23 protein-coding genes are annotated in these 22,538 nt (G+C 48.6%); 15 read left to right on the forward strand and 8 right to left on the reverse strand.

The annotated features are described in order from the left end of the window. Positions 1-35 precede the first annotated feature (35 nt). Both ACKTT9_RS02250 and ACKTT9_RS02255 read right to left on the reverse strand, forming a co-directional pair. Positions 36-1,403, reverse strand: coding sequence for an ATP-binding protein (locus ACKTT9_RS02250; protein WP_407870328.1), 1,368 nt, complete (start codon positions 1,401-1,403; stop codon positions 36-38). Beyond that, the gene (locus ACKTT9_RS02255; protein ID WP_407870329.1) at positions 1,400-2,158 is read right to left on the reverse strand and encodes a winged helix-turn-helix domain-containing protein; all 759 of its coding nucleotides are present in this window, start codon (positions 2,156-2,158) and stop codon (positions 1,400-1,402) included. The genes ACKTT9_RS02250 and ACKTT9_RS02255 overlap by 4 nt, the downstream gene beginning before the upstream one ends. 201 nt (positions 2,159-2,359) lie before the next feature. Between ACKTT9_RS02255 and ACKTT9_RS02260 the strand changes: the two genes are divergently transcribed. Beyond that, on the forward strand, positions 2,360-2,683 hold the full coding sequence (locus ACKTT9_RS02260) for a hypothetical protein (RefSeq protein ID WP_407870330.1): 324 nt from the start codon (positions 2,360-2,362) through the stop codon (positions 2,681-2,683). Between the two features lie 99 nt (positions 2,684-2,782). Here the strand turns inward: ACKTT9_RS02260 and ACKTT9_RS02265 are convergent, their stop codons facing one another. After that, the gene (locus ACKTT9_RS02265) at positions 2,783-3,748 is read right to left on the reverse strand and encodes an aldolase catalytic domain-containing protein (RefSeq protein WP_157323488.1); all 966 of its coding nucleotides are present in this window, start codon (positions 3,746-3,748) and stop codon (positions 2,783-2,785) included. Between the two features lie 169 nt (positions 3,749-3,917). Between ACKTT9_RS02265 and ACKTT9_RS02270 the strand changes: the two genes are divergently transcribed. The 3 genes from ACKTT9_RS02270 (at position 3,918) to ACKTT9_RS02280 (ending at position 6,803) form a co-directional block, all read left to right on the forward strand. Then, complete coding sequence (locus tag ACKTT9_RS02270) at positions 3,918-4,754, forward strand: inositol monophosphatase family protein (protein WP_407870331.1); 837 nt, start codon at positions 3,918-3,920, stop codon at positions 4,752-4,754. After that, positions 4,714-5,232, forward strand: coding sequence for a hypothetical protein (locus tag ACKTT9_RS02275; RefSeq protein WP_407870332.1), 519 nt, complete (start codon positions 4,714-4,716; stop codon positions 5,230-5,232). The genes ACKTT9_RS02270 and ACKTT9_RS02275 overlap by 41 nt, the downstream gene beginning before the upstream one ends. Before the next feature lie 215 nt (positions 5,233-5,447). Continuing rightward, entirely contained in the window at positions 5,448-6,803 is a 1,356-nt protein-coding gene (locus tag ACKTT9_RS02280; protein ID WP_407870333.1) for a dicarboxylate/amino acid:cation symporter, read from the forward strand. Positions 6,804-6,874: 71 nt separating this feature from the next. Here ACKTT9_RS02280 and ACKTT9_RS02285 read toward each other — a convergent pair whose 3' ends face one another. After that, positions 6,875-8,131 carry an NAD(P)/FAD-dependent oxidoreductase gene (locus ACKTT9_RS02285; protein WP_407870334.1) on the reverse strand — a complete coding sequence of 419 codons (1,257 nt, stop codon included), beginning with the start codon at positions 8,129-8,131 and terminating at the stop codon, positions 6,875-6,877. A 156-nt stretch (positions 8,132-8,287) separates the two neighbouring features. Next, positions 8,288-9,169, reverse strand: coding sequence for an FAD:protein FMN transferase (locus tag ACKTT9_RS02290; RefSeq protein WP_407870335.1), 882 nt, complete (start codon positions 9,167-9,169; stop codon positions 8,288-8,290). A gap of 223 nt (positions 9,170-9,392) precedes the next feature. Between ACKTT9_RS02290 and ACKTT9_RS02295 the strand changes: the two genes are divergently transcribed. Beyond that, a complete protein-coding gene (locus tag ACKTT9_RS02295) occupies positions 9,393-10,076 on the forward strand; it encodes a response regulator transcription factor (protein ID WP_127458044.1) in 684 nt (227 codons plus the stop codon). Beyond that, a complete protein-coding gene (locus tag ACKTT9_RS02300; RefSeq protein ID WP_407870336.1) occupies positions 10,073-11,596 on the forward strand; it encodes a sensor histidine kinase in 1,524 nt (507 codons plus the stop codon). Before ACKTT9_RS02295 ends, ACKTT9_RS02300 begins: the two co-directional genes overlap by 4 nt. 1,260 nt (positions 11,597-12,856) lie before the next feature. Here the strand turns inward: ACKTT9_RS02300 and ACKTT9_RS02305 are convergent. After that, positions 12,857-13,972 (reverse strand): IS110 family transposase, encoded by a 1,116-nt coding sequence (locus tag ACKTT9_RS02305; protein ID WP_407869224.1) that lies wholly within the window; start codon positions 13,970-13,972, stop codon positions 12,857-12,859. Between the two features lie 464 nt (positions 13,973-14,436). On the opposite strand from ACKTT9_RS02305, the gene ACKTT9_RS02310 reads away from it, so the two are divergent. Then, complete coding sequence (locus tag ACKTT9_RS02310) at positions 14,437-15,540, forward strand: hypothetical protein (protein WP_407870337.1); 1,104 nt, start codon at positions 14,437-14,439, stop codon at positions 15,538-15,540. Between the two features lie 59 nt (positions 15,541-15,599). Here the strand turns inward: ACKTT9_RS02310 and ACKTT9_RS02315 are convergent, their stop codons facing one another. Beyond that, the gene (locus ACKTT9_RS02315; protein WP_407870338.1) at positions 15,600-16,637 is read right to left on the reverse strand and encodes a metallophosphoesterase family protein; all 1,038 of its coding nucleotides are present in this window, start codon (positions 16,635-16,637) and stop codon (positions 15,600-15,602) included. Between the two features lie 175 nt (positions 16,638-16,812). Between ACKTT9_RS02315 and ACKTT9_RS02320 the strand changes: the two genes are divergently transcribed. From ACKTT9_RS02320 to ACKTT9_RS02330, 3 genes are read left to right on the forward strand one after another with little or no spacing between them, the layout of a single operon-like run. Further along, positions 16,813-17,181: a GntR family transcriptional regulator gene (locus ACKTT9_RS02320; protein ID WP_407870339.1), complete on the forward strand. Its 369-nt coding sequence runs from the start codon at positions 16,813-16,815 to the stop codon at positions 17,179-17,181. Next, a complete protein-coding gene (locus ACKTT9_RS02325) occupies positions 17,181-18,077 on the forward strand; it encodes an ABC transporter ATP-binding protein (protein WP_407870340.1) in 897 nt (298 codons plus the stop codon). Before ACKTT9_RS02320 ends, ACKTT9_RS02325 begins: the two co-directional genes overlap by 1 nt. Next, positions 18,074-18,757 (forward strand): hypothetical protein, encoded by a 684-nt coding sequence (locus ACKTT9_RS02330; RefSeq protein WP_407870341.1) that lies wholly within the window; start codon positions 18,074-18,076, stop codon positions 18,755-18,757. Before ACKTT9_RS02325 ends, ACKTT9_RS02330 begins: the two co-directional genes overlap by 4 nt. 43 nt (positions 18,758-18,800) lie before the next feature. Here the strand turns inward: ACKTT9_RS02330 and ACKTT9_RS02335 are convergent, their stop codons facing one another. Next, positions 18,801-19,031, reverse strand: coding sequence for a spore germination protein (locus ACKTT9_RS02335; RefSeq protein ID WP_127458720.1), 231 nt, complete (start codon positions 19,029-19,031; stop codon positions 18,801-18,803). Positions 19,032-19,245: 214 nt separating this feature from the next. Here ACKTT9_RS02335 and ACKTT9_RS02340 point away from each other — a divergent pair, with 214 nt between their 5' ends. From ACKTT9_RS02340 to ACKTT9_RS02360, 5 genes are all read left to right on the forward strand, one after another. Further along, the gene (locus tag ACKTT9_RS02340; RefSeq protein WP_127458721.1) at positions 19,246-19,542 is read left to right on the forward strand and encodes a LiaF transmembrane domain-containing protein; all 297 of its coding nucleotides are present in this window, start codon (positions 19,246-19,248) and stop codon (positions 19,540-19,542) included. Positions 19,543-19,581: 39 nt separating this feature from the next. Next, entirely contained in the window at positions 19,582-20,277 is a 696-nt protein-coding gene (locus tag ACKTT9_RS02345; RefSeq protein WP_127458722.1) for a PspA/IM30 family protein, read from the forward strand. Then, positions 20,246-20,710 carry a PspC domain-containing protein gene (locus ACKTT9_RS02350; protein WP_407870342.1) on the forward strand — a complete coding sequence of 155 codons (465 nt, stop codon included), beginning with the start codon at positions 20,246-20,248 and terminating at the stop codon, positions 20,708-20,710. Before ACKTT9_RS02345 ends, ACKTT9_RS02350 begins: the two co-directional genes overlap by 32 nt. A 3-nt stretch (positions 20,711-20,713) precedes the next feature. Next, positions 20,714-21,400 (forward strand): PspA/IM30 family protein, encoded by a 687-nt coding sequence (locus ACKTT9_RS02355; RefSeq protein WP_157323468.1) that lies wholly within the window; start codon positions 20,714-20,716, stop codon positions 21,398-21,400. A 193-nt stretch (positions 21,401-21,593) separates the two neighbouring features. Next, positions 21,594-22,484, forward strand: coding sequence for a polysaccharide deacetylase family protein (locus tag ACKTT9_RS02360; protein ID WP_407870343.1), 891 nt, complete (start codon positions 21,594-21,596; stop codon positions 22,482-22,484). Positions 22,485-22,538: the final 54 nt, after the last annotated feature.

Raw genomic sequence — 22,538 nt, forward strand, 5'->3', positions numbered from 1 at the left:
TCTGAGAGAACCATGAAAATCCTATGAAAATGTTCTTATTGACAGGTTGTCGGTAGTTTGACAATCACTGTAGTCCCTTCTCCCAAACGGCTTTGAATCTCAATAGTGCCTTTATGCTTCTGCACGATATGCAAGGCTATAGCCAGTCCCAGACCCACGCCGCCTTGTTTGCGATTCCTAGCTTTATCACTGCGATAGAACCTGTCGAAGAGAAGGGGGATATCGCCTTCAGCGATGCCAATGCCGTGATCGATGACTTTCAGGATGACCCAATGATCTTCGGAGAGCTCGATGTGCATGATGATCTTCTGCTGGCTGTATTTCAGCGCATTATCCAGCAAGATAATAAGCAGCTGCTTTATTTTATAGGAGTCACCGCTCATAAGAAGTTCTTGCTGTTCCGAAGCCAACTCTACGTCAATTTCTCTCCCGGAAGTCATGCGAAGGGAAGCCGCGGTTTGACGGACGAGAGGAAGCAGGTCGAAGTCGACGTCCTGCTCACAGTTCTCCCGGACGACATCAGTGAGAGAGAGCAGGTTCTGCGTTAGCTGCTTCAACTGAGCGGATTCGGATATAATTGCTTCGAGCGCTTCTTCCCGCAGCTTTTCATCATGGAAAGCCCATCTTCTTAGCAAGCTCGCATAGCTCTCTATGATGGTCAAGGGTGTGCGCAGCTCGTGGGAAGCATCGGCAAGGAATTGTTCCTGCTTTTGAAACATATCCTGCAGCCTGTCGATCATTCGGTTGAAAGTCGCGCCAAGTATCACCAATTCATCGTTCGTATCCTTCGCTGGCAGGTTGATGTGCCGGAAGGAGCCGCTCTGCTCGATGTTCTGCATCGTGCAGACGAAGTCCTGAAGCGGGCGGAAGAGGACGTTCGTATAGAAATATCCCCCGATTAGAGCGAGAATCAGCGTTCCCGTTGAGGTCAGGAGGAGCACAGAGATGAGCATGTCCGCATATTGGCCCAATCTCCGCAGGCTGCGGCCAATTTCAAGCGTGGCAAGCTGATGGCCCTCTTTAAAAACGGGCATTTTCACAAAGACATAGATGCCGTCCGAAGCCGTTTCTACCGTAATGGTATCTTTATTCACATAGGTGACGGGGTAGCGAATTAGCGTCTCATCGGAATAAATTTGATAAATGACCTTGGAATCCGGTCCAATATAACGCAGCATTTCCTGGGGGATGAGGAGTTCTTCCATCGAGGAATTGTCCTGCCAATACTCAGGATGATTGGGCAAATCTTTTAACAGCAGCGTCCTTGCCTTCTCTTTGAGCAAATCGGCTTCGCCATTGGTGGTAACCCGAATGAACATATAGTAGGCAAAAGTAAAGCTGATAAAAAGGATCAGCATGAGACCGACGGCAACGCCCAGTGTAATTTTCAGCTTTAAACTCATAAAGGTTTTTCTTTGGGGGCTGCAGCACCCGATGCTTCGTCTGCTTCTTTGGATGCTTGCGCCGAATCGACCTTAATCAGATAACCGACTCCACGGATCGTTTGGATAAGCTTGGAGGAAAAGGGCTTGTCCACTTTCTGCCGAAGATAACGAATATAAACATCAACGACGTTCGTATCCCCTACAAAATCATAGCCCCAAACCTCGGAAATAATCTGTTCCCTCGTCATGACTTCATCTCGATGTTGAATCAGGAAGCGCAGCAGTTCAAACTCAGTTGGCGTAAGTTCAATAGTGGTTCCCTCTCGAACTACGGATCTGCTTTTCATATCCATGGTTAAATCACCGATTTTCAGCAAATGAGGCTGCTCTGCCGGCTGGTCCTGCAGATTCCGCTGTCTGAGCAAGCTGCGTATGCGCGCCAATAGTTCAATTGTGGCAAAAGGTTTCGTCACATAATCGTTAGCGCCTTGATCTAGCCCGCTGACCCTGTCAGACACAGCATCCCTTGCCGTCAGCAAAATAATAGGCAGTGTAGCGTTAACTTGGCGAACACGGCGCAGCACTTCCAGACCGCTTAATTCCGGCAGCATGACGTCCAGTAAAATAAGATCCCACTCGGTTTCAGACAGAGCGGCATCCAGTCCTGCGCGCCCGTCTGGCTTCGTATGTACTTCATAGCCCTCATGCTCAAGCTCCAGCTTCAGCACGCGAGCAATACGCTCTTCATCCTCGATCAGCAATATGCGGCTCATTCGGAAAAATATTCACTCCCAGCTCCCGCCAGAACAGCGGCGTCAATTCATCGTCTTAGTTTCTCAGGTAAGGCGCTTTTACATACATGAACACTAGTGCCGAAGCTGCCCAGTCTTTCATAGAGTGATCATTAGCCTAGTCCGCGTTTAACCTTCGTGACATAAACTAGCACAGAGAATGCTGATAAAGGAGCCGAACAGATGAGCATATCACCCGAGAAGAAAGTCCGCGCCAAGACGGTACAGAAAGTAGTCATTTTACTGCAGGACCAAGATGCGACAGGAAGAGTGTATGTACGAATTGAGGGTGGGTTAAAATCGCGTGAAGCGATGGTTGAAGCGATCAAACGTTTGGACGGCGGCCTGATTTATGCCGATGAGGATTGCACGCAGCTTATAGACAGTGAATATATCGAGGTGTTCCGGAAAAGGGGAAGCGCTCGCCGGGAGGAAGAGGACTTCACATTCCTTATTGACCGGGAATATGCCGAGGATTACGTGGTTTCAGCCAAAATCATCAAATAAGTTTCCGTTTCTTTTTCGTGGCCATAAGAAAAACCCCTTGTCGCTCATTCGCAGGCAATGCCTTACGAACAAGCTGACAAGGGGTTCTTTGATCGGAATTTAGCCTTTGTGTGAAGCAGGCACAGTCTCTACGGAAGTCAAACGATCGTAGAAATCTACGAAGTTATTTCTTTCTGCTGAGCTCAGAAGCGCCATAGCTGTGCGTGGGTGCTCATCAAGCGCACCTACGACCATGTAAGGAATGAGGTAGCCCCAATCCCATTTCTCGCGCATCGTGATCATGTGTTTTTCAATGATTTCGAGTACAGGACGAATATCGTAGCGCGCGCCTTTCAAATGGCTGAGCAGCAATTCTGTCGTACAGTTTCCTGCAGCGCGACCCATACCGTATACGGAGGAATCCAGGAAGGTTACGCCACTGGAAGCTCCCGTAATCGTGTTGGCAAAAGCAAGCTGCATGTTGTTATGCATATGCAAGCCAAGCTCTTTCTCAGGAAGCAGGCGTTGGAATTTCGTTACCAGGTAATCAATATCCTTAGGAGCCATGCTGCCGTAGGAGTCTACGATATAGACAACGTCAACGGGGCTTTTGTTAATTTCTTCGAATGCTTCGATCAACTCATTTTCCATCACATGGGAAAGCGCCATGATGTTCAGGGACGTTTCATAGCCCATATCGTGGAACTTTTGAACAAGCTCCAGACCTTTGTCCACATCTTTGATATAACAAGCCACGCGGATCAGATCAAGCAAGCTGTCTTCGCGGGGTAAAATGTCTTTCTCATCGACACGGCCGATATCTACAAGCGCAGATAGTTTGGTATCTGTCTTTTTGGTAATGACATCACGCAGAAAAGCCTCATTTAAAAATCTCCATGGACCGGATGCTCCGCCTTTCAGCAGTTTCTCCGAGTTTTTGTAGCCGATCTCCATATACTCTACGCCGGCTGCACTTAAACCGCGATACATGTCTTGGACAAACTCCACGCTAAAATCCCAGTCGTTCACCAAACCGCCGTCCCGAATCGTACAATCCAAAATCTTGTGTTGATGATGCTTTACCATGCTCGTAATGCCCCTTTCGACTGCTCATATCGCTTAATATTTTGCTATATTATCACTTATGAAGAGGCTGCTTGTCAATGTAAGTGGCTTCACACAAGTCAACTTTCTTAGGGAACATATGGTAAAATGACTACATCTAATGAATGTTTCCACAAAGGGGATAGGGAATATGGATCGTAAGGAACGGTTATTGGCCAGAGAAGTTGCTGTGAAAGCAGCGTCCAAGGCGGGAGAATTGGCAAGAGAGCACTTCGGCAGTAAGTTGAATATTCAGCATAAGGATGAGCGTGGCGATTTGGTGACCGAGGTCGATGTGAAAGCGGATCGTCTCATTGTCGATGATATCTTGGCGGTGTTCCCAACTCATCGTATCTATAGTGAAGAAGCCGGTGAAGGCGGTTCGGCAAGCGAATGGGTTTGGCACGTTGATCCGCTTGATGGAACGAATAATTTCGCTCTAGGTATTCCGCTTTATGGAGTCTCCATCTCCTTAAGCTATCAGGGTCGGATTATACTCGGCGTGATCCACGATTCGGCACTTGGGCTTAATTATGCCGCTATGCAGGGGGATGGCGCTTGGCAGGATGGCAGAAGGCTTGCGGCTGAGCCCAGCGGAGCGCTTGTCAAATCCACCATCTCATGGATTCAGGGCCATGCCGTTGGCAAAAATGATCAAGGGGCGCTAGGGCTCCGGCATCATCTGGAGCATTCCGTGAAGAGGGTGCTGCGCATGTGGGCGCCGTCTTTGACATGGGCAATGCTGGCCAGAGGCGATCTGCATGGAATTGTCCTGTACAACTCCGAAGGGGAGGATTTGTACGCGGGGCTGCTGCTGGCGCAGGAGGCAGGCGTGAAGGTGACGGATTATGACGGCAGTCCACTTGCTCTGCTTGGCGGAACGGGGGCTGGATCCGGGTCTGGGGAGGGGAAGCCGGCTTATATCGTTGCAGCGGTGCCCGAATACCATGACGAGCTGCTCAAAATCGTGCAGGAAGCCACGAAGTAGAATAGGCAGGGAACAAGTTGCAGAAGCTAATGGCAGACTTTTCATTTGGAGGAAGAAAGGATGCTATACGATGAAGAACTTTGTTCCCATCTTTTTTGGTTTTGATAAGGAGCGGGATGCGCTGCTTGCGCTGGATACACTGGAGGAGCTCGGCTACAAGCCGGAGCTGCTGGAAGGAGAACGGACGACGCTGCATATCCATCTCGACGACCAGGAAATGACCTCAGCGCTCGAGATCGCGCAGGCGCACGGCGGGCGTCTGGTAGAACGTCAGCCCACGCAATCCGAGCCGGATACCTACGCTATGGCGTATGATCTGGAGGGTTCCATCCGCATTCCGGCTCACACCGTGAATGAGGATTGGCCGGACAATTACGCCTCAGCACGTGATGCCGACGCTGTGCCGAGCGAGGAAGAAGCGGCTTTTGACCCGTCCTCTGACGACTATAATCACTTCAGTGCCGGTATACGGATTTAAGCAGACGGATTAGCCCCATTTAAGGCATGGTTTGTAAAATTCGTTCGTAATTACACAAATATTGTGAGAAAAAACCGCATTTTATCTCGGATTAACGAGCATAAAATTCGGTTTTTTTGCATTATTTTAAATTAACCATTGACATGTAACTTCTAATGTCATATTCTAATTCCATTAAACCAAGTAAGATCGTAGGAATTAAGGAGATGATTCTAGTGAAAAATAACCTGGTCACCGCATTCACATCGAACTGGGTCAGCTTAGTCGTATCAATATTAATTATTGGTTTGCTCGTTTTCTTGGGGAGAAAAAGAGTAAGCTTTGGTAACCGCGTTTTCATCGGCTTGGGTCTTGGTCTCGTTGCCGGGATAGCGTTTAACCAATTGCATTTGGAGTACAAAAGCGTAAGCACGATCGGAACGATTTATGTTAACTTGATTAAAATGCTCGTAATGCCTCTGGTCCTTATCTTAGTTATTAACAGTATTTCCTCTTTATCCAGTCTAGGTCAGCTTCGTAAACTAGGTCTGAAAACAATCGGCTGGTTTTTGCTGACAACAGGGATTGCATCTGTGATCGGTTTGGTTATTGCCCTGGCGTTCGATCCGGGTAACGGGATTGCACAGGCTGTACCGAAAGATTTTAAAGCAAAAGACATTCCAACGTTCTCCCAAGTTATTCTGGATCTGGTGCCATCTAACCCGATTAACGACATGGCGACAGGGAAAGTTGTACCCGTTCTGATCTTCGCGATCTTCGTGGCTGTGGCTATTGTACACGTTGGTTCCAAGAAGCCTGAGAGCGTAGCAGCTGTTAAATCGTTTATTACATCAGCAACTGCTGTGATTCACCAAGTTGTTAAGTATGTTATTCGTCTGACACCTTACGGTGTATATGCATTGATCGCAGGTATGGCGGCGAAATATGGTCTTGAAACCCTTGCACCGCTTGCCAAAATTATCTTAACTTCTTACGTAGCACTTATCATTCACTTTGTCTTGATTTTTGGTGGTTTAGTCCTTTTGGTAGCGAAAGTTAACCCTATTAAGTTTTTCAAAAAAGCGTATCCGACGATCGCTGTTGCATTCACAACACGAAGCAGTTATGCAACGCTGCCGGTGAACTTGGAAGTTATCACGAAGCGTCTACGTATTTCACCGCGTATTGCCAGCTTCGTAGCCCCTCTCGGCGCTACAATGAACTTCAATGGTTGCGGCGGTGTGTGGCCGGCGGTTGTAGCGATTTTCGTAGCGAAAGTTTACAATCTTCCACTTAGTGGATCTGACTACTTTATCCTTATCCTAGTAAGCGTAATTTCCTCCATTGGTGTGGCCGGTGTTCCGGGACCTGCTGCGATTTCGACGACAGTTGTATTGACAGCTCTTGGTTTGCCTTTGGAAGGTATGGGTCTTGTACTTGGCGTAGAGGCGTTGATCGACATGGGTCGTACAGCCGTTAACGCAACAGGTACAACCGTTACAGCTTTGCTTGTAGCTGAGTCCGAAGGCGAATTCGACCGCGCGGCATTTGATCGTGACGAGGAAGATGACCTTGAAGCGGTAACAGCTTAATCTCTTGTAAAATGAAGAAGGACCTGCATCCGCTGGATGTAGGTCCTTTTTAGTTGGAGCAGGGGGGCAATCTACTGCTGCGCCGCGCTTTGACCGGCCATATAGCCGGTAGAGAATGCAGCGGTGATATTATAACCGCCTGTATAGCCGTGAATATCCAGGACTTCTCCGCAGAAGTAAAGGCCATTCACCAACTTCGACTCCATCGTGCTGGGGTCGACTTCTTTGAGATGCACGCCGCCGCCCGTAACGAAGGCTTCTTCTATCGAAAGCGTCCCGTGAATGCGCACGGGAAAAGCCTTCATCAGCTTGCACATGTCGAGCCATTTCTGCTTCGGAATGTTATCGTGCGTAAGCTGCTCGTCCAGACCGGATCGCTCCAACACCATAGGAATCAGTCGTTCGGACAGGAGAGGCTTCAGCACGTTCTTAATTGCTTTCTTGGCCTCAGCCTTTGTGAGTGCCATGCTTTCTTTGTACAGCTCATCCATGCTCAGATCAGGGAAGAGATCCACAGTAAGAAGGACTTCCTTCCGCTCGGTTTTGGCTAGTTCCTTGACGACGAACTGGCTGCAGCGCAGGGCGATGGGGCCGGACAGCCCGAAGTGGGTGAACAACATGTCTCCCCTGTGGGAGATGATAGCCTTTCCTTTGGCGTTCCACACGGAAAGTGTCACGTCGCGCAAAGAAAGCCCCTGCAGCTCGCGGCTGCGGATCCAGGCTTCCTTCGAGGTCAGCGGGACCTCGGTTGGAAAAAGCTGCGTGATCGTATGCCCGCCAGCCTCCGCCCACGCATATCCGTCTCCTGTGGAGCCGGTATGCGGAACGGAGCATCCGCCCGAGGCGATGACGACAGCGCGGCTGTCCAGCTTCTCGCCGGAGTGGAGCTGGACGCCTTGGACGCTGCCGTCCTGGAACAGGACCCTTTTGACCGGACTGTTCGTCCGGATCTCCACACCCTGCTTGCGAACTTGGCCGATCAACGCGTCTACGACGGTTTTGGCCTTGTCGCTGACGGGAAACATACGCCCGTTATCCTCTTCTTTCAGACGGATCCCGAGATTTTCAAAAAATTCGATAATGTGCTTGTTGCCGAACTGCGTCAAAGCACTGTATAGGAAGCGCCCGTTGCCCGGGATATGCTGAATAAGCTCATCCATGTCTTTGTTATTCGTAACGTTGCACCTGCCGCCTCCGGAGATGCCAAGCTTGCGGCCGAGCTTATCCCCTTTGTCGAGGAGGAGAACCTTGGCGCCTTGGCGGCTTGCGGCGATACTAGCCATCAGGCCAGCTGAACCTCCGCCGATGACAATGACATCATACTTCATACGATACCTCTAGTTCATTTTTGAAAAATTGTATCATGTTTTCGTTCTTACTAACAACCTGTGGATAACTTGTTGATAAAATAACCAACCTTGTGGGTAAACCATCCGAAATATGTGGATAATGTGCGCAAGTATGTGGATAAAGGTTCCAGTGACTTAAGATACCTTATCCTGAAAGTGATAATGGTCGATTCTCATATCCAGCCATCTTCGTTGGAGAGAGGCTTTTTTCCCGAAATAGTGAAGCTCCTGTTCCGCGGTAATCACAACCGCTTCACACACGGAGGTGCGCTTGGCCAGCAACGCCAGCCCTTCATGAACACCAAGTCTTGCAAGCGTCCTTGCCCAAACTTGGCATTCCACAAGATCTTCACCGGCAACCGTGCACTGTACGACATCATGGACCGAGCCGGCACTAGGATCTTCGAATTGGCTGTATGTCGAAAGGGAACCTTCAGGTAAAGCGATGGCACCTAGCTTGGTGTTGGCATGCCAGGGGTTCAGAATGCCAATAATCCAAGGATCAATGCCCAGCGAGCTTCGACCCCATACCGTGATTTCTCCTCCGGCGAGGATTAACCCTTGCTCCAGGGAAAGCTGTTTCTGCATATATTCAGCTAATCGTTTGACTGCCCAACTCTGCTCCAGCCCTCTCAAATGAATGTTGGCATTATGGGGGAGCTTAATCGATTTCATGGAGGGATCTACTTCCCATTCCAAAAGAGCGGCGGCTTGCACGCCTTCGGCATGAAGTGGATTATAATAGCCATCGGTTACAGCTTGGTACATTTCGGCTAAAAAAAGTACCTCTAGCATGGTATTAGAAACCATGCAATTTTCCCCGGCTAATGTATTTAATAGAGAAATTTCACTGTCGGCAAGAGCCGGGCTGAAACGCTTGTCGACATTGCGAAACCAATCATCGGTTAATTGTGTTATGAGCGTGCGCTCTTTATCGTCACAGCGGAGCAATAATTCGATCTCAGCCTTGAGCGATTGGAAATGAAACGAATGGAAGGAAGGGGCAAATGGCTCCATAAGTGTTTCCTCTTTTCTTTGGTGTCCTTATGATGTTGGTCTAATTATAGAAGCATTACCTGAGATTCAATTGATAGTTAGCTGAAAAATTACTGAAAAGTGATAGAATTCAGCAACCTTTCAGCTTTTGCTCAGGTTGCTTTTAGGCAGGATATGGGATACTGACTATAGAAAATGTCTATAAAGTGTGTTGTATTGAATTGAACCCGGGAGGAACGACCCCATGCGCCAGTTAAAAGGAATCAAAATTCTGCTCGTAGACGACGAGCCTCATATTTTGGAATTTTTAGAATTAGGCCTGACGAATGAAGGCTTCGAGGTGATGACCGCAACGGATGGACTTTCCGCCATCACGACATGCAATAAATTTCAGCCGCATATTGCGATATTGGATGTGATGATGCCGGGAATGGACGGATTCGAAGTTTGCCGTATGATCAAAAAGACGGAAAACATCGCCGTCATCATGCTGACAGCCAAGGACGAAATCGATGACCGGGTGAAGGGACTTACGATCGGTGCGGACGATTATATGGTCAAACCGTTCAGTTTTGAAGAGCTGCTTGCCCGCATTTATGCGCGGATACGCAATCATTTTCCAAACCTGTTCGGCGAGGTTGTGATTGGACCGCTTCGCATGGATGACCGTCGCAAAGAGATTAGCCTGCATGACAGAGTACTGGAGTTATCCCCAACCGAGTATGAGCTGCTCAAATTTATGGCAATTAATCATGGACTTGTGCTCAGTAAATCGATGATTCTCGATAAAGTTTGGGGATATGATTTTGGAGGCGAAGAGAATATCGTGGAGGTGTACATTCGGTCCTTGCGCGATAAGTTGAACGATAAGGAACATAAGCTGATTCGCACAATTCGTGGAGCCGGCTACCGGATGGATTTGACATGAAAACGAAGGGCCGGTTTGCCGATCTTTTTGTAACGGGCTCTCTGAAATTTCAACTGCTTTCTAGAACTTTATTAGTGCTATCCGTACTGCTGCTGCTCATTGGCGTGTTTCAATATGTCGTTATGCAGCGGTTCATGTATCAAAATAAAGCGGAGACCATCCGCAATCAGCTTGCTGCACTGCCTCCGAATATGCTGCGTTTGGGTATGGGAGCTGGAGACGGGCAGACCCCCGTATTTCCTTCAAACCGCGAGAACCGGCCTGGTTTCGCTGGTGAGCAGGAGCGGATTTTCGTATCGGAGTTATCCATTGCTTTTATTGATGAAAAAGGAAATTACAAGCTGATCTCCTCCCCTTATGACCAGCCAGCTCCACAGCTAAGCCAAGAGGAGTATCTGAGTCTTCTGGCAAAGAAGAAAACGAAGCTGGAGCACCGCATCGTCAAAGATGAGAAGGGCAATGACCAGCTTGTGGTTTTTCATCAGATTGGCGGAGAGCCTGAACGATCCCGGGGCGGTCCCGGCGGGCCAGGTTTCCAGGGCATTATTCAAGCCAGCACCAGTGTTGCACCGATTCGGGATGTGTTGGTTCAGCAGTTGCTTACTTTTATCTTTCTATCCTTGTTAGCGATGGTGTTCGGACTTCTGGGCTTCCTTCCCGTCTTGCGCCGAACGCTGGTTCCGCTCTCGAATATGGTGGATACGGTGAAACAGATTGATGCAGGTAACCTGAACGAACGATTCCCGGCACATCAAGGACAGGTGGAAGTCGATCGCCTGGCGGCATCATTCAATGGGATGCTGGAACGGTTGGAGATATCCTTCGAGGCGGAAAAGGAAGCCAAAGAGCAGATGCGCCGTTTTGCAGCGGATGCTTCGCATGAGCTTCGCACACCGCTCACGTCCATACATGGCTTCCTGGAGGTGCTGCTTCGTGGAGCTTATCAACAGCCGGAGCCATTGCTGAAAGCACTGAAAAGCATGCATGGTGAATCCGTAAGAATTAACAAACTTGTCGAGGACCTCCTTATGCTGGCGCGGCTTGACCGTTCTCCTTCTTTTCAGAAGACGGAAGGCGTGTTGGATGAGATGCTGCATGAGATGGAACCTCAGCTGCGTCTACTGGCAGGAGACAGGAAGGTGACCTTCCACCTGGCTCCCCAGATCCGGTATCTGTATGATCCGGATAAAATCAAGCAGGTTGTGCTCAACCTGTTCCACAATGCCGTCCAGCATACGCACCCGCTGACGGGGGAGGTCGGGCTCACGCTAGCCCAAACGCCATCTGGCGTGGAGATTGCGATCCATGACAATGGAGAGGGGATTGCTCCCGAGCACCTTCCTCATCTGTTTGACCGGTTTTACCGGATCGACACTTCACGGGCAAGACGGAGCGGTGGCGCTGGTCTGGGCTTATCAATCACGCATTCCATCGTCCAGCTTCACGGCGGATTGATTGAAGTGCATAGTATCGTGGGAGTGGGAACCACCTTTAAGGTGATTCTTCCTGCGGAGAAATAAAAAGATGCCTATCTCGGCTGATGCCGGGATAGGTTTTTTGTTGTTACGAGGGCATGACCCGGGTACGATCCCGTGATTTTACGACAGATACTTTTAACGGACTCAGCAGCCGTTATTTTGCCTTTTTGAGTGGTTTTGGGAAGCTAACGGACTGAGGAGCCGTTATCTATTGGTTTGCAGCTGATTTAAGGCCATTTCATTGCGATTAGCGGCATGTGAGTCCGTTAGATACTAAACCTATCCCCAAAACAGCAAATAGCGTCATCTCAGTCCGTTAGCATGCAGCAATGCTCCTTACAAATCGGTGACATGGTGGTTGTAGTAACATGAACACTCCAATAGTAGCCAACTAGTTAAAGTATCTGAATCGCACCAAGTGTAGCTAATTAGTTAAAGTACCTGAAACCCACCAAAAGTAGCCGACTGGTTAAGTACCTGAATCCATCAAAAGTGGCCAACTAGTTAAAGTGCCTGAATCGTACCAATAGTAGCCTCTAGTTAACGTATCTGAATCCACCAAAAGTATCCAATTAGTTAAAGTGCCTGAATCGTACCAATAGTAGCCTCTAGTTAAAGTATCTGAATCCACCAAAAGTAGCCAACTAGTTAAAGTACCTGAACCCCACCCAAAGTAGCCAACTAGTTAGAGTGCCTAAATCGCATCAAAAGTAGCAACTAGTTAAAGTACCTAATTCCCACCAATAGCCGCTCACCAATCAGCCCGCACTTACCCCCACTCCCCCTTGAGACTTCTCCAGTCTCCGATGCCGGCCGCACACGAGCCAGAGCTTCGCCCCCACAATCCCCCCGCGCTTGAAACGAAGGGAACTACAGGGCCTTGATATGAACGCACTCTGTCAAGCCCCCATTTTAGTACGAGAGTAATTGAGTGTTTTTTGTAAGCAAATAACTCGGCACAGGAGCAAAATGCAAGCAACGGCTAGCATCCTGATATTCGCGGGCTGGTTACCGCAGTTAATGACTTTCGTTAAGAAGAGCTTCCTGTAAACTATTGTCGCACGCAGCTATTAGCAAACCTATAGTTGTGCATAAGGCCTCACACGGACTCTCTTCAACCCCTACTTTGCTCCTGGGCCCAATTATTGCTTTTGTTTCACCATACTTAGGTATCTTATTCCTGCTAAAGTATCGACTGTCAAGGCCGCGAAGCGCAACGTTTAGCCTTGACAGCTCGGATGATTTGAAGACTATGTCTTGTCCCAGCCTGTCGGCTGGGCACTCTAAACCCTGTTGTCGGTTTTAGGCCGTTACAGATCGTTCGACTTTACACGCGATTTCCCAGATGAATCCGACTAGTTCTCGCGCAACTGCTGTTACAGCTACATTAGATTCTTTTCCACGGTACACAAGTTTACAGTATTTGCTGTTCAGCCGTATTTGCGCTCTCCATGAGACAGCCAGAAGTTCGCCTTCCTGACCTTCCATTCGTTTTCTAAGTTCCCTGCCTATCGATGGCTTATGACGATAACTCCAACTTGATTCAACCAAAGTGCGACGAACTCCACGATTACCCGCCTTGGTAATACTTCCTCTTCGCGTACTAAGTCCTGTAGAATGCTCTCGTGGGACCAAGCCAAGGTAAGCCATGAGCATGGCAGGATTTCGGAAACGTGTAAAACAACCTATCTCAGCAACAAGCGTAAGCGCCGAGATGATGGCTACCCCTTTTAATACCTGAAGTGCTTTAACGACTGGACCCAAAGCCCCTTTTTGAGCATATTGAATAATGCTCGCTTCCAGACGTTGAAGGCGACTTTCGGATTCATGAATCGCCTGCAAATATTCTTGAAACATGAGCTGATCAGATTCTCTTTCCCATTTCAAGCTGGTCAACCACTCTCTGTAATTTCGTGTCCAACGATTTTTGATGGCAGGTGGATGAGAAATTTGACGCCGCAGAAGTAACTTTAATACTCGTTGGCGATCTCGATGGAGATCCTCTTTCGCATCCTCTCTTGAGCGAACAAGATCGCGAAGAGCTTCTTGTTCAGGAGTTGGTACGTGCACAGCTGTTAGTTCTCCCGCGCGAAACAGTGTAGCAAGACGAAGGGCATCTCGTTTATCTGTCTTAATTTGATCGCCTGTCCGGACTGGAATGAGGGAAGGGGCGATAACTTTACAAGTAATACCGAGCGCAGTTAGCCAGTGAAAGAGTACATAACCCGTTGGGCCAGCTTCGTAACAAACTTCTAAGTTTTCAGCATTGCCGAGTTGTCTCATTATTTTCTTTACGAACTCCAGTTTATGAGGGAAGTGCCCAACGAAGCGAGGTTCGTCGCGTCCAGCGTCTGCAACAGCAACAGAAATCTTGTCTTTAGATACGTCTAAACCTATGAATTTTGTGGTATGCTTCATATTAACAGCTCCTATTTTGCTTATTAGCTCTGGATTGGTATGGATTGATTGTTCATTACCAGTTTAGCCTACGATTCAGCAAATATTAGGGGCTGTTGTGCGTTCATCATAACTAATTGAACAAATTAAGGTTATTTCAGTTTTTGAAGGAACTACAGGGCTCTATTTCCCCTCAAAAGCTTACCTACAAGCCGATATCGCTAAAATAGCGCCCCTTGGTTCCCTTTGACTAGCCAAAACACGGATTCCACGCAGAATAGCGCCCTGTAGTTCCCCTATAGAGTCTACCCATGCATTCTTTCACCAAATGAGCATGCGGCGAACAGTTTCCTTTTTCAGCCAATTCTCAGATACTTCTCAACCAACATTCAGTTTGTACTCAGATGTAATTCAGGTAAGGCATCTATACTAGGTTTTGTAAGGAACAAACAAAAAAATAATTGAAAGAAAAGGTGGAACACACGATGAAAAATATCTCCAGAAAAATTCTTACAGGTTCATTGATCGCTTCTTTTGTACTTGGTGTTGGTTTTGTTGGAGCCCTACATAATCAAGCCTATGCAGATACGATAAGCCCTTCCGCAAACGACATGACTCAAAAAGCAGGCTTTGGCAAAGGAGGAAAAGGCTTCGGAGATCGCGGCGGCTTCCGCGGCGGGAATGTGCTGAAAGAAACAGCAACTATCCTGGGTGTTGAGGAAAGCGCTGTGCAAGAGGCATTGAAAGCAGGCAAAACATTGGCTGCATTCGCAGAAGAGAAAGGCCTGACGAAAGAAGACTACTTGCAAAAGCTGGTCGCAGCGGAGACAACATCCATCACGGATCAAGTAACGGCGGGTAAACTGACACAAGAGCAGGCGGACAAAATTGTTGCCGGTCTCTCTGACCAATTAACGAAGCAAATCGATGGAACAGGGTTCAAAGGTGGCTTCGGAGGCGGTTTTCAGGGTGGTTTCCCGGGCGGCGACCGCGGTGGAAGAGGACATGGTGGAGACAAACTCGTTGAGGAAACGGCTACAATCCTAAGCGTTGAGCCAAGCGCTGTACAAGAAGCTTTAAAAGCAGGCAAAACTTTATCAGCGTTCGCAGTTGAAAAAGGCCTAACAGAAGCGGACTTCGTCGCGAAGTTAGTCGCTACTGAAACAACAGCGATCAACGCGGAAGTTACAGCTGGCAAGCTGACACAAGAGCAAGCGGATAAAATGCTAGCTGATCTTTCCGATCGTATTACGAAAGAAGTGCAAAACACTCGTCCGGAAGGCGGACCTGAAGGCAGAGGCGGCGATCACCGCGGTCCTGGAGGTCCTGGAATGTTCGGCAACCCTGAAGCACTGACACAGATTCTGGGTATTACTCAAGATGAACTGAGAACGGAACTGGAAGCAGGGAAATCCATTGCTGACGTGGCTTCTGCCAAAGGCATCAGCGAAGATGATCTTATCAGCAAAATCAAAGACAGCATGACGGATAGCATCAAAAAACAAGTCGAGCAAAAAGGCCCTGTTGGCCCTAAAGGCAAGCCTGCCAAAGAAGAGGCAGCAACTGCTACTCCGGCAGCAACGAACTAATCAAATAAAAAAGCCGCACTCCTTTCCCGTTAATTCGGGACATGGGAGTGCGGCTTTTTTTATTTGACGTCGTAGCCTTTCGCGATGGAAGGCTCGATCCAGCGTTTTGTCGTATGCTCACGACGCATGATTACCACGCGGTCCTTGTAGACGTCCACGATGAGACTCTGGCTGACGCCAATCGTCTCCGGTTCGTTCTGAGCGTTCCATACCTCGCGGATGGAAGCGCTGGAAGCGGCCAGAAACTTCAGCTGCTTGACTTGGTTGGTCGTCTCCAAGTTCCAGTGGGTATGGCCGCTGAACAAAATAACATTCGGGTGCTCATCCAGCAGCGCCCGCAGTTCCTGGTGCTGGACGACGCCCAGCTCCCGGTCTGTCCCATCCAGCGTCTGCGGCAGCGGCTGATGGAGGAACACGAACACGGGCTTGCCGGCATCCGCCGTGCCCGCGACCGCAAGCCGATCGCGCAGCCAGGCGAGCTGCTCGGCCGAGAGGAACGCATCCTCCTTATAGGAGGCGTTCACGTCACGATACGCTTCCCCGCTAAGGAAGAGGAAGCGGTAGCCCTCCACGATAAGCTCGTGATACGGCTTATCGTAGCCCCACACGCGGTCGAATAACGCGACCGCTTGTTTACTGGACCAGGCCGGATTCATCTTCGATGTATCCATGCCACCCTCCGGCGTACGCCATACGCCGTAGTAGTCGTGGTTGCCCATGGTCGCGTGCACAGGAGCATGTGGCTGGCTGCTGAGCAGCCCCATCAAGCTGCGATAGTCGCCCTCGGTGCCACCCGTCAGGTCGCCGTTAAGCACCAGCAGCTTGCTCTCCGGGCGCAGCTTGTGGTGATCGGCCAGCGCGCGGCTGAGCAGCAGCTGGGACACTTGATCCGTGTTCACGATATGAGTATCGCTAAGCACGGAGAAGGAAAATAGCGGGGCTCCCTGCAGGGCAGAGGGAGCCTCGTTTATTTGGTTTTCGGCCAGGTAGCTTGCACGCTGCACGTCTTGTGTCTTTGACTCCGCACTATAGGCAGTGATTGGCGTTGATACGAGCAGCAGGGCAGCGAAAGTTAGACGTATTTTAGATAAAAACATAGGCGGATTACCTTTCATGGAGTAGTTGAATGACAATTTGTTTCTAGTGGTATTCCCAGTTTGGAGGGGATTTATGTTTGAAAGGGTGCCCAAAGTACGCAATGCCTGTTGACAATAGGGTGCTTTGGTTGTATGGTTAATTACATGAGTAACTAACCAATGTGGTGGTGAGGAAATGGGTTTGACGATGGAGGATAGCCGCCCGATTTTTGTGCAAATCGCGGAACGGATTGAAGATGACATAATTGAAGCAAGAATGCCGGAAGAATCGCAAGTGCCTTCTACGAATCAATTCGCAGCTTTTTATCAAATTAATCCGGCGACCGCGGCGAAAGGCGTTAATTTGTTGGTGGACCAAGGTATTTTGTATAAGAAACGCGGGATTGGCATGTTTGTAGCGGAGGGAGCGCGAACAAAGCTGATGGAGAAGAGAAAAGAATTATTTTATGAACAGTATGTTGTGGCAATGGTGAAAGAAGCTGAAAAGCTAGGTATTACGGTGGAACAGCTAACTGAAATGGTGCGAAGAGGAGGGAAAGTGTGATGACCCACATCGTGGAAGTGAACGGGTTAACGAAGTCTTATGGGAACGTAACGGCGGTAGATCAGGTCAGCTTCAAGATAGAAGCGAATAAAATCTATGGTTTACTGGGGAGAAACGGTGCAGGGAAAACGACCATCATGCATATTCTTTCAGCCCAGCAGTTTGCTACCAGTGGTGAGTTGAAGGTGTTTGGCGAAAACCCCTATGAAAATAGTCGTGTTTTGAATCAAATTTGCTTCATTAAGGAAAGCCAGAAATATCCGGAGGCTTACCGTGTCGCAGATGTGATGGAGATTGCCAGAACACTTTATCCGGATTGGGACGAAACGTATGCCAGGTCATTGATTGAAGATTTTCGATTGCCTTTGAAAAGAAGAGTGAAGAAGTTGTCCAGAGGGATGCTTTCCTCTGTGGGCATTGTGGTTGGTTTGGCCAGCCGCGCACCGTTAACCATATTTGATGAGCCGTACTTAGGCTTGGACGCCGTGGCAAGAGCTTTATTTTATGACCGCTTGCTGGAGGATTATGCGGAGTATCCGCGCACGGTGATCCTGTCTACGCATTTGATTGACGAAGTAAGCCGTCTGCTTGAGCATATTTTGGTCATTGATAATGGTCAGTTGATTCTCAATGAAGATGCGGATGCGCTGCGCGGCCGCGCTTGCACAGTATCTGGGTTGGCTACGGCGATCGACGCATTCTCAAGAGGCAAGGAAGTGCTGGAGCGTCAGTACATGGGTGCTGCTGCAACAGCCACGATTCTGGGGGCTTTAACGGATCATGAACGGAGAGAAGCGGAGTCGTTAGGGCTGGAGTTTGCGCCGGTATCCCTGCAGCAGCTCATTGTGCATCTGACACGTACACCACTTGTGGGGAAGGGGTCTGAGCGGGTATGAATCGAGTAAGTAATGTCATCAAGCTTCATATGCGGAATAAAATGTCATGGCTAGTCGTCCCATGGATCATTCTTGGCTTAAACTTTGTTATCAGTTTTTTCATTGCATTATCTCTTAATGAGGGAGAAACAATGAACACAGGCGGCCTTGCTTCCATATTCATTTACACGTTAGTTTCAGGCGCCGTAACCCTCAAAGATACATTTCCTTTTGCTTTGGGACTCAGCATCCGTAGGAAGGATTACTTCGTCGGAACAGCTTTAACGACTTTCCTCTACAGCATTTGTACAGCGGCGCTGCTTATGATTTTGTCATTCATTGAAGAAAGCACCGGTGGATGGGGAGTTCGTTTGCATATTTTCAAAATCGCTTTTTTGGGAGATACTTCGCCTATCGCAGTTTTCGGTATTTATTTGATTCTCCTGCTGCAAATGTACTTTCTGGGGTTTGCCATTTCCAGCATTCATAGGCGTTTCGGAGCGTTAGGTATGTTAATCTTTTTCGCCGTCACTTTTCTGATAGGTACTGGAGGATCCATGTTATTATCCCAATTCGGGCTGTGGGGAAGTATCTTTTCATGGATCGGTCAACATTATCTGGAGCTATTTTGGTGGATGGTGCCGTTAGTTGCTATTTATTTGCTAGCAGCATATGGCTTGTTGCGCAGGGCAGCGGCTTAAATATGAAATGAACCCGGGAATTTGTTCCCGGGTTCATTTTGCGTTACACCACATTATTCGTATTCGTATCAATGAGATCCGGATCACTCGTATTGGCACTGCCGTTTAGGACATTTTGGACACTTCCGAAGCTATCCCCCGGGGAAAATGAGTTGGCGCCCGCATAGATTTTGGAGTTACTCGACAGCCGTATTAAGGCGGTATCCCCAAACTGGACATTCGAACCCGAGTTCACACTTAGAATTTTGACACCGCCATAGACCACTGAAGGCATTGGTTCGGCCCCCTTCCCACTCACTTGTTATTGTATGTACACGGCAGCCTATCTGCCACCGCAATATTTCCGGTCTGAACAGAGGTCGTAGATGCGCCCCGACTAAGGTCTAGTATGAAATACCGTCCGCGGTCCGTTTTGGAAAAGCTTGATTTTACCTAGAATAAAGACATGAACAAGAGCACAGCACATAACGAAAGGCGGTGACGAAATCATGAAAAGAAATACAGGCTTAGCCGCTCTGCTAATCGCATTCGGCGCACTGATTCTGCTTAACAAGTTGGGACTTCACATGGGACCCTTTATCGGTTCGGTGATGGGATACCTGATTCCGATTGGTATGGTCGGTCTAGGATATATTGGCATTCAGAATGGCAATAAATTCGGTTGGCTTATTGCAGGAATCGGCGGTGTTATCCTGGTTGGCAAATTAGCCGGCTGGATCATTATTCTTCTGGCGATTGGATTGATTGGTTACGGGGTTTCGATGTTGACAAGAAGAACCGTGTAAATAGGATGGCAAAACAGAGTGGAAAAGGTGGTATGAGAGATGAGCCTATTGAGGCGTATGAGAGACATTACCGTAGCATCCCTGAATGAACATTTGGAACGGTCTGAAGATCCGGTTCGCTTGATCGACCAATACTTAGCTGCTCAGCGCGAACAGCTTCAGCAATCCGAGAGGCTGTACCAGCAATGCGTCACTCACGCAGCTTCGCTAAGGCAGCAATATCTGACGGCATTAGAAACCAAAGAGAAGCGCGAGCAGCAAGCGCTCCTGGCTTTGAAAGCCGGCGAAGAACATATGGCGCGGATTGTGCTTCAAGAGAAGCTGCAAGCTGAGGAGAAAAGCGAGCAATATCGCGAATTGTATGAGCAAGCCAAGCAATCCATCCTGGATTTGGATGAAGAGTTGCAGCAGCTCAAAGCAGATTACAAAGAAGTGGCAGATAAACGCAGCTACTACCTGGCCCGAATGGAATCCGCTCGCTTGCAGCAGAGATTGCATGCTCGCAGCAGCGTGTCGCAGGATGCGTCACCGCGGATGTTCGGCCGCTTGGAAGAGCGCGTATCCGATATGGAGCTTCATGCAAGAACGCTCCGAGATGTACGACGTATGGGCCGCGAAAGCTACTACGGTGCGGGCAATCCGGCTGTAGACGCTGAACTTGAGGCACTGCGGAATAGGCTGAATCAGGAGGGAACAAACAATCATGAGCAAAATATACCGCTCACGAAGAGATAAAAAAGTAACCGGTCTTTGCGGCGGACTCGCCGAAGCTATGAACGTTGATGCTACATTACTAAGACTGCTAGTGGTCATTACAACATTTTTCACAGGTGGAACAGTCATTTTCATCTACTTTATCGCCGCTATTGTGATTCCGAAGGAGCCTGGCTACGACCATCCGCCTTTTGATCCTTATGCTGGCTCGTATACCCGCCCTCCGTACAACGGTGGTTGGAACACGACGGCTCACAAGCCGCACCCTGGTCACGTGCCACCGCATCATGCAGGCTACAATGCGCCTTACGAGGCAAGCAAAACCAATAACATTGATGAAATGATGAAAGATATCGAGAAGAAAGCTTTGCAAAGAGAAGTAGAAGAACTGAGAGCCAAAGTCGCTCGTTTTGAACAACAACAACCAATTGATATTAAAAAAGGAGACGTGTAAACCATGGGAGTATTTACAAGAATGAAGGATATGACAAAAGCATCAATTCACGAGGTATTGGATAAAATCGAGGATCCGATCGTTATGTTGAATCAGTATCTGCGCGACATGGAGCAAGAAATTGCCCAGGCTGAAGTAACAGTGGCTCGACAAATTGCAAGTGAGCGCAAATTGAAACAACGCCTTGAGGAGTCCGTTCGTCTAGTAGCTGATCGTGAAGCGAAAGCTTCCACAGCAATCAAAAACGGCCAAGAAGCCATCGCCCGCCAAGCGGTTGAAGAAAAATTGTACCATGAAGATAAAATTGTTGAGTACACGGATTTGTATGCTTCTGCTAAAGCGCATGCCGATGAGCTGACACAACAGCTTCATGAAATGAAAGATGAGTTCTACAAAATGCGCAACAAACGCAACGAGCTTGTATCCCGTGCTCAGCTTGCCAAAGCGAAAAAACAAATGGCGCAGGTTTCCTACAACGGCGTAATCGAAAGCGGCAACGCATCCCGTGGCTTCCAACGCATGGAAGAGAAAATCATTCAACTGGAAGTTGAAGCGGAAATCGCACGCAAGCCATATGTACCTGCTGGTACGGTAGGCAGCTACACACCTGTTGATGTGGCGAAGCAAGCAAAAGTTGATGAGCAGATGAACCTGCTGAGAGAGAAATTAAACGGCAGCGCTGCTGAGTAAGCGGTTTGTAAGGAAAGGACCATCCTTAGGTTGAAATTGACCTCTGGATGGTCTTTTTTTATTTTGCCACTAGTGTGAAAAGAGGAAAAGGGGCTGTTCCTGTCGGATTTCCCGGGAAATATTGGGTTTAATGTCGAATGCGCGGATAGCCATACTAACATGGCACAGGAAACGCATGAGAGGGGGAGCATCCATGGGTGATCAGAAACGGCGAGCAGGCGTTTATTTAATAGGGTTAATGATTAGTGTCAGTGCAGCAGGGTGTGGGACTGAACAAATACATACGGAGCAAGCGGCGCAAGTACCTAAACAGTTATCGGGAAAAATAGCGAGTGAGGTAACAGAGGTGAGCCCATCTGCCCCGCCGAATGATGACAAAGAAATAACGGTTGTGGAGACGAGGCATTTTTATACAGGACCTCCACATCACAGTCCACCTCCAGTAGGGAATAAAATCGCCTATTTGACCTTTGATGACGGTCCGTCCAATAGTACAAGGAAGATTTTACATATTTTAAAAACCAATGGGGTAACCGCAACTTTTTTCGTCATAGGTACAGAAACGAGTGAAGGCAAATCGCTTTATAAAGAAATCGCAGCGGAAGGACACGCACTTGGGAATCATACGTATTCGCATGATTATAACCGTATTTATAAATCACCAGAAGCTTTCATCAAAGATGTGCGCAGGTTGGATCGACTTCTGGAGGAAACGGTCGGATTTCGACCTGAGATTCTAAGGTTCCCAGGCGGTTCGAACAATCAAGTGAGCCGTAAATCCGGCGGCAGAGGAATTATGAATCAGGTGACGGCCAAGGCAAAAGAACAAGGTTACCAGTATTTCGACTGGAACGTCAGCTCGACGGATGCTGCTGCCCCCGTGCAGGATAGAGACATGATCATCGACTCTGTGATGAGTGCAAGCAAAGGGAAAAAGCGTATTATCGTACTAATGCACGATAACACGTATAAGACCACGACTTTAGAGGCGCTGCCTGTCGTGATCCGCAAGCTGAAAGCCGCAGGCTTCCGTTTTGACAAGTTGCAGAAATCTTCCTTTACCTTTCAGTTCTTGGAGCCCTGATAGTTGCACAACGCGTCTCCTCTCGTTACGATGGATGTAATGGAGAGAGGGAGG

This window comes from Paenibacillus sp. P36, assembly GCF_045866505.1.
In the GTDB taxonomy this organism is placed as follows: domain Bacteria; phylum Bacillota; class Bacilli; order Paenibacillales; family NBRC-103111; genus Paenibacillus_E; species Paenibacillus_E chondroitinus.

Bases quoted from the DNA above. Each gene is read 5' to 3' on its own strand.
- ACKTT9_RS02285 (WP_407870334.1), bottom strand. From the start codon at position 8,131: ATGAAGTATGATGTCATTGTCATCGGCGGAGGTTCAGCTGGCCTGATG.
- ACKTT9_RS02295 (WP_127458044.1), top strand. From the start codon at position 9,393: ATGCGCCAGTTAAAAGGAATCAAAATTCTGCTCGTAGACGACGAGCCT.
- ACKTT9_RS02355 (WP_157323468.1), top strand. From the start codon at position 20,714: ATGGGAGTATTTACAAGAATGAAGGATATGACAAAAGCATCAATTCAC.
- ACKTT9_RS02345 (WP_127458722.1), top strand. From the start codon at position 19,582: ATGAGCCTATTGAGGCGTATGAGAGACATTACCGTAGCATCCCTGAAT.
- ACKTT9_RS02305 (WP_407869224.1), bottom strand. From the start codon at position 13,972: ATGAAGCATACCACAAAATTCATAGGTTTAGACGTATCTAAAGACAAG.
- ACKTT9_RS02255 (WP_407870329.1), bottom strand. From the start codon at position 2,158: ATGAGCCGCATATTGCTGATCGAGGATGAAGAGCGTATTGCTCGCGTG.
- ACKTT9_RS02260 (WP_407870330.1), top strand. From the start codon at position 2,360: ATGAGCATATCACCCGAGAAGAAAGTCCGCGCCAAGACGGTACAGAAA.
- ACKTT9_RS02350 (WP_407870342.1), top strand. From the start codon at position 20,246: ATGAGCAAAATATACCGCTCACGAAGAGATAAAAAAGTAACCGGTCTT.
- ACKTT9_RS02270 (WP_407870331.1), top strand. From the start codon at position 3,918: ATGGATCGTAAGGAACGGTTATTGGCCAGAGAAGTTGCTGTGAAAGCA.
- ACKTT9_RS02325 (WP_407870340.1), top strand. From the start codon at position 17,181: ATGACCCACATCGTGGAAGTGAACGGGTTAACGAAGTCTTATGGGAAC.
- ACKTT9_RS02265 (WP_157323488.1), bottom strand. From the start codon at position 3,748: ATGGTAAAGCATCATCAACACAAGATTTTGGATTGTACGATTCGGGAC.
- ACKTT9_RS02310 (WP_407870337.1), top strand. From the start codon at position 14,437: ATGAAAAATATCTCCAGAAAAATTCTTACAGGTTCATTGATCGCTTCT.
- ACKTT9_RS02300 (WP_407870336.1), top strand. From the start codon at position 10,073: ATGAAAACGAAGGGCCGGTTTGCCGATCTTTTTGTAACGGGCTCTCTG.
- ACKTT9_RS02320 (WP_407870339.1), top strand. From the start codon at position 16,813: ATGGGTTTGACGATGGAGGATAGCCGCCCGATTTTTGTGCAAATCGCG.
- ACKTT9_RS02315 (WP_407870338.1), bottom strand. From the start codon at position 16,637: ATGTTTTTATCTAAAATACGTCTAACTTTCGCTGCCCTGCTGCTCGTA.
- ACKTT9_RS02275 (WP_407870332.1), top strand. From the start codon at position 4,714: ATGACGAGCTGCTCAAAATCGTGCAGGAAGCCACGAAGTAGAATAGGC.
- ACKTT9_RS02360 (WP_407870343.1), top strand. From the start codon at position 21,594: ATGGGTGATCAGAAACGGCGAGCAGGCGTTTATTTAATAGGGTTAATG.
- ACKTT9_RS02335 (WP_127458720.1), bottom strand. From the start codon at position 19,031: ATGCCTTCAGTGGTCTATGGCGGTGTCAAAATTCTAAGTGTGAACTCG.
- ACKTT9_RS02330 (WP_407870341.1), top strand. From the start codon at position 18,074: ATGAATCGAGTAAGTAATGTCATCAAGCTTCATATGCGGAATAAAATG.
- ACKTT9_RS02250 (WP_407870328.1), bottom strand. From the start codon at position 1,403: ATGAGTTTAAAGCTGAAAATTACACTGGGCGTTGCCGTCGGTCTCATG.
- ACKTT9_RS02290 (WP_407870335.1), bottom strand. From the start codon at position 9,169: ATGGAGCCATTTGCCCCTTCCTTCCATTCGTTTCATTTCCAATCGCTC.
- ACKTT9_RS02340 (WP_127458721.1), top strand. From the start codon at position 19,246: ATGAAAAGAAATACAGGCTTAGCCGCTCTGCTAATCGCATTCGGCGCA.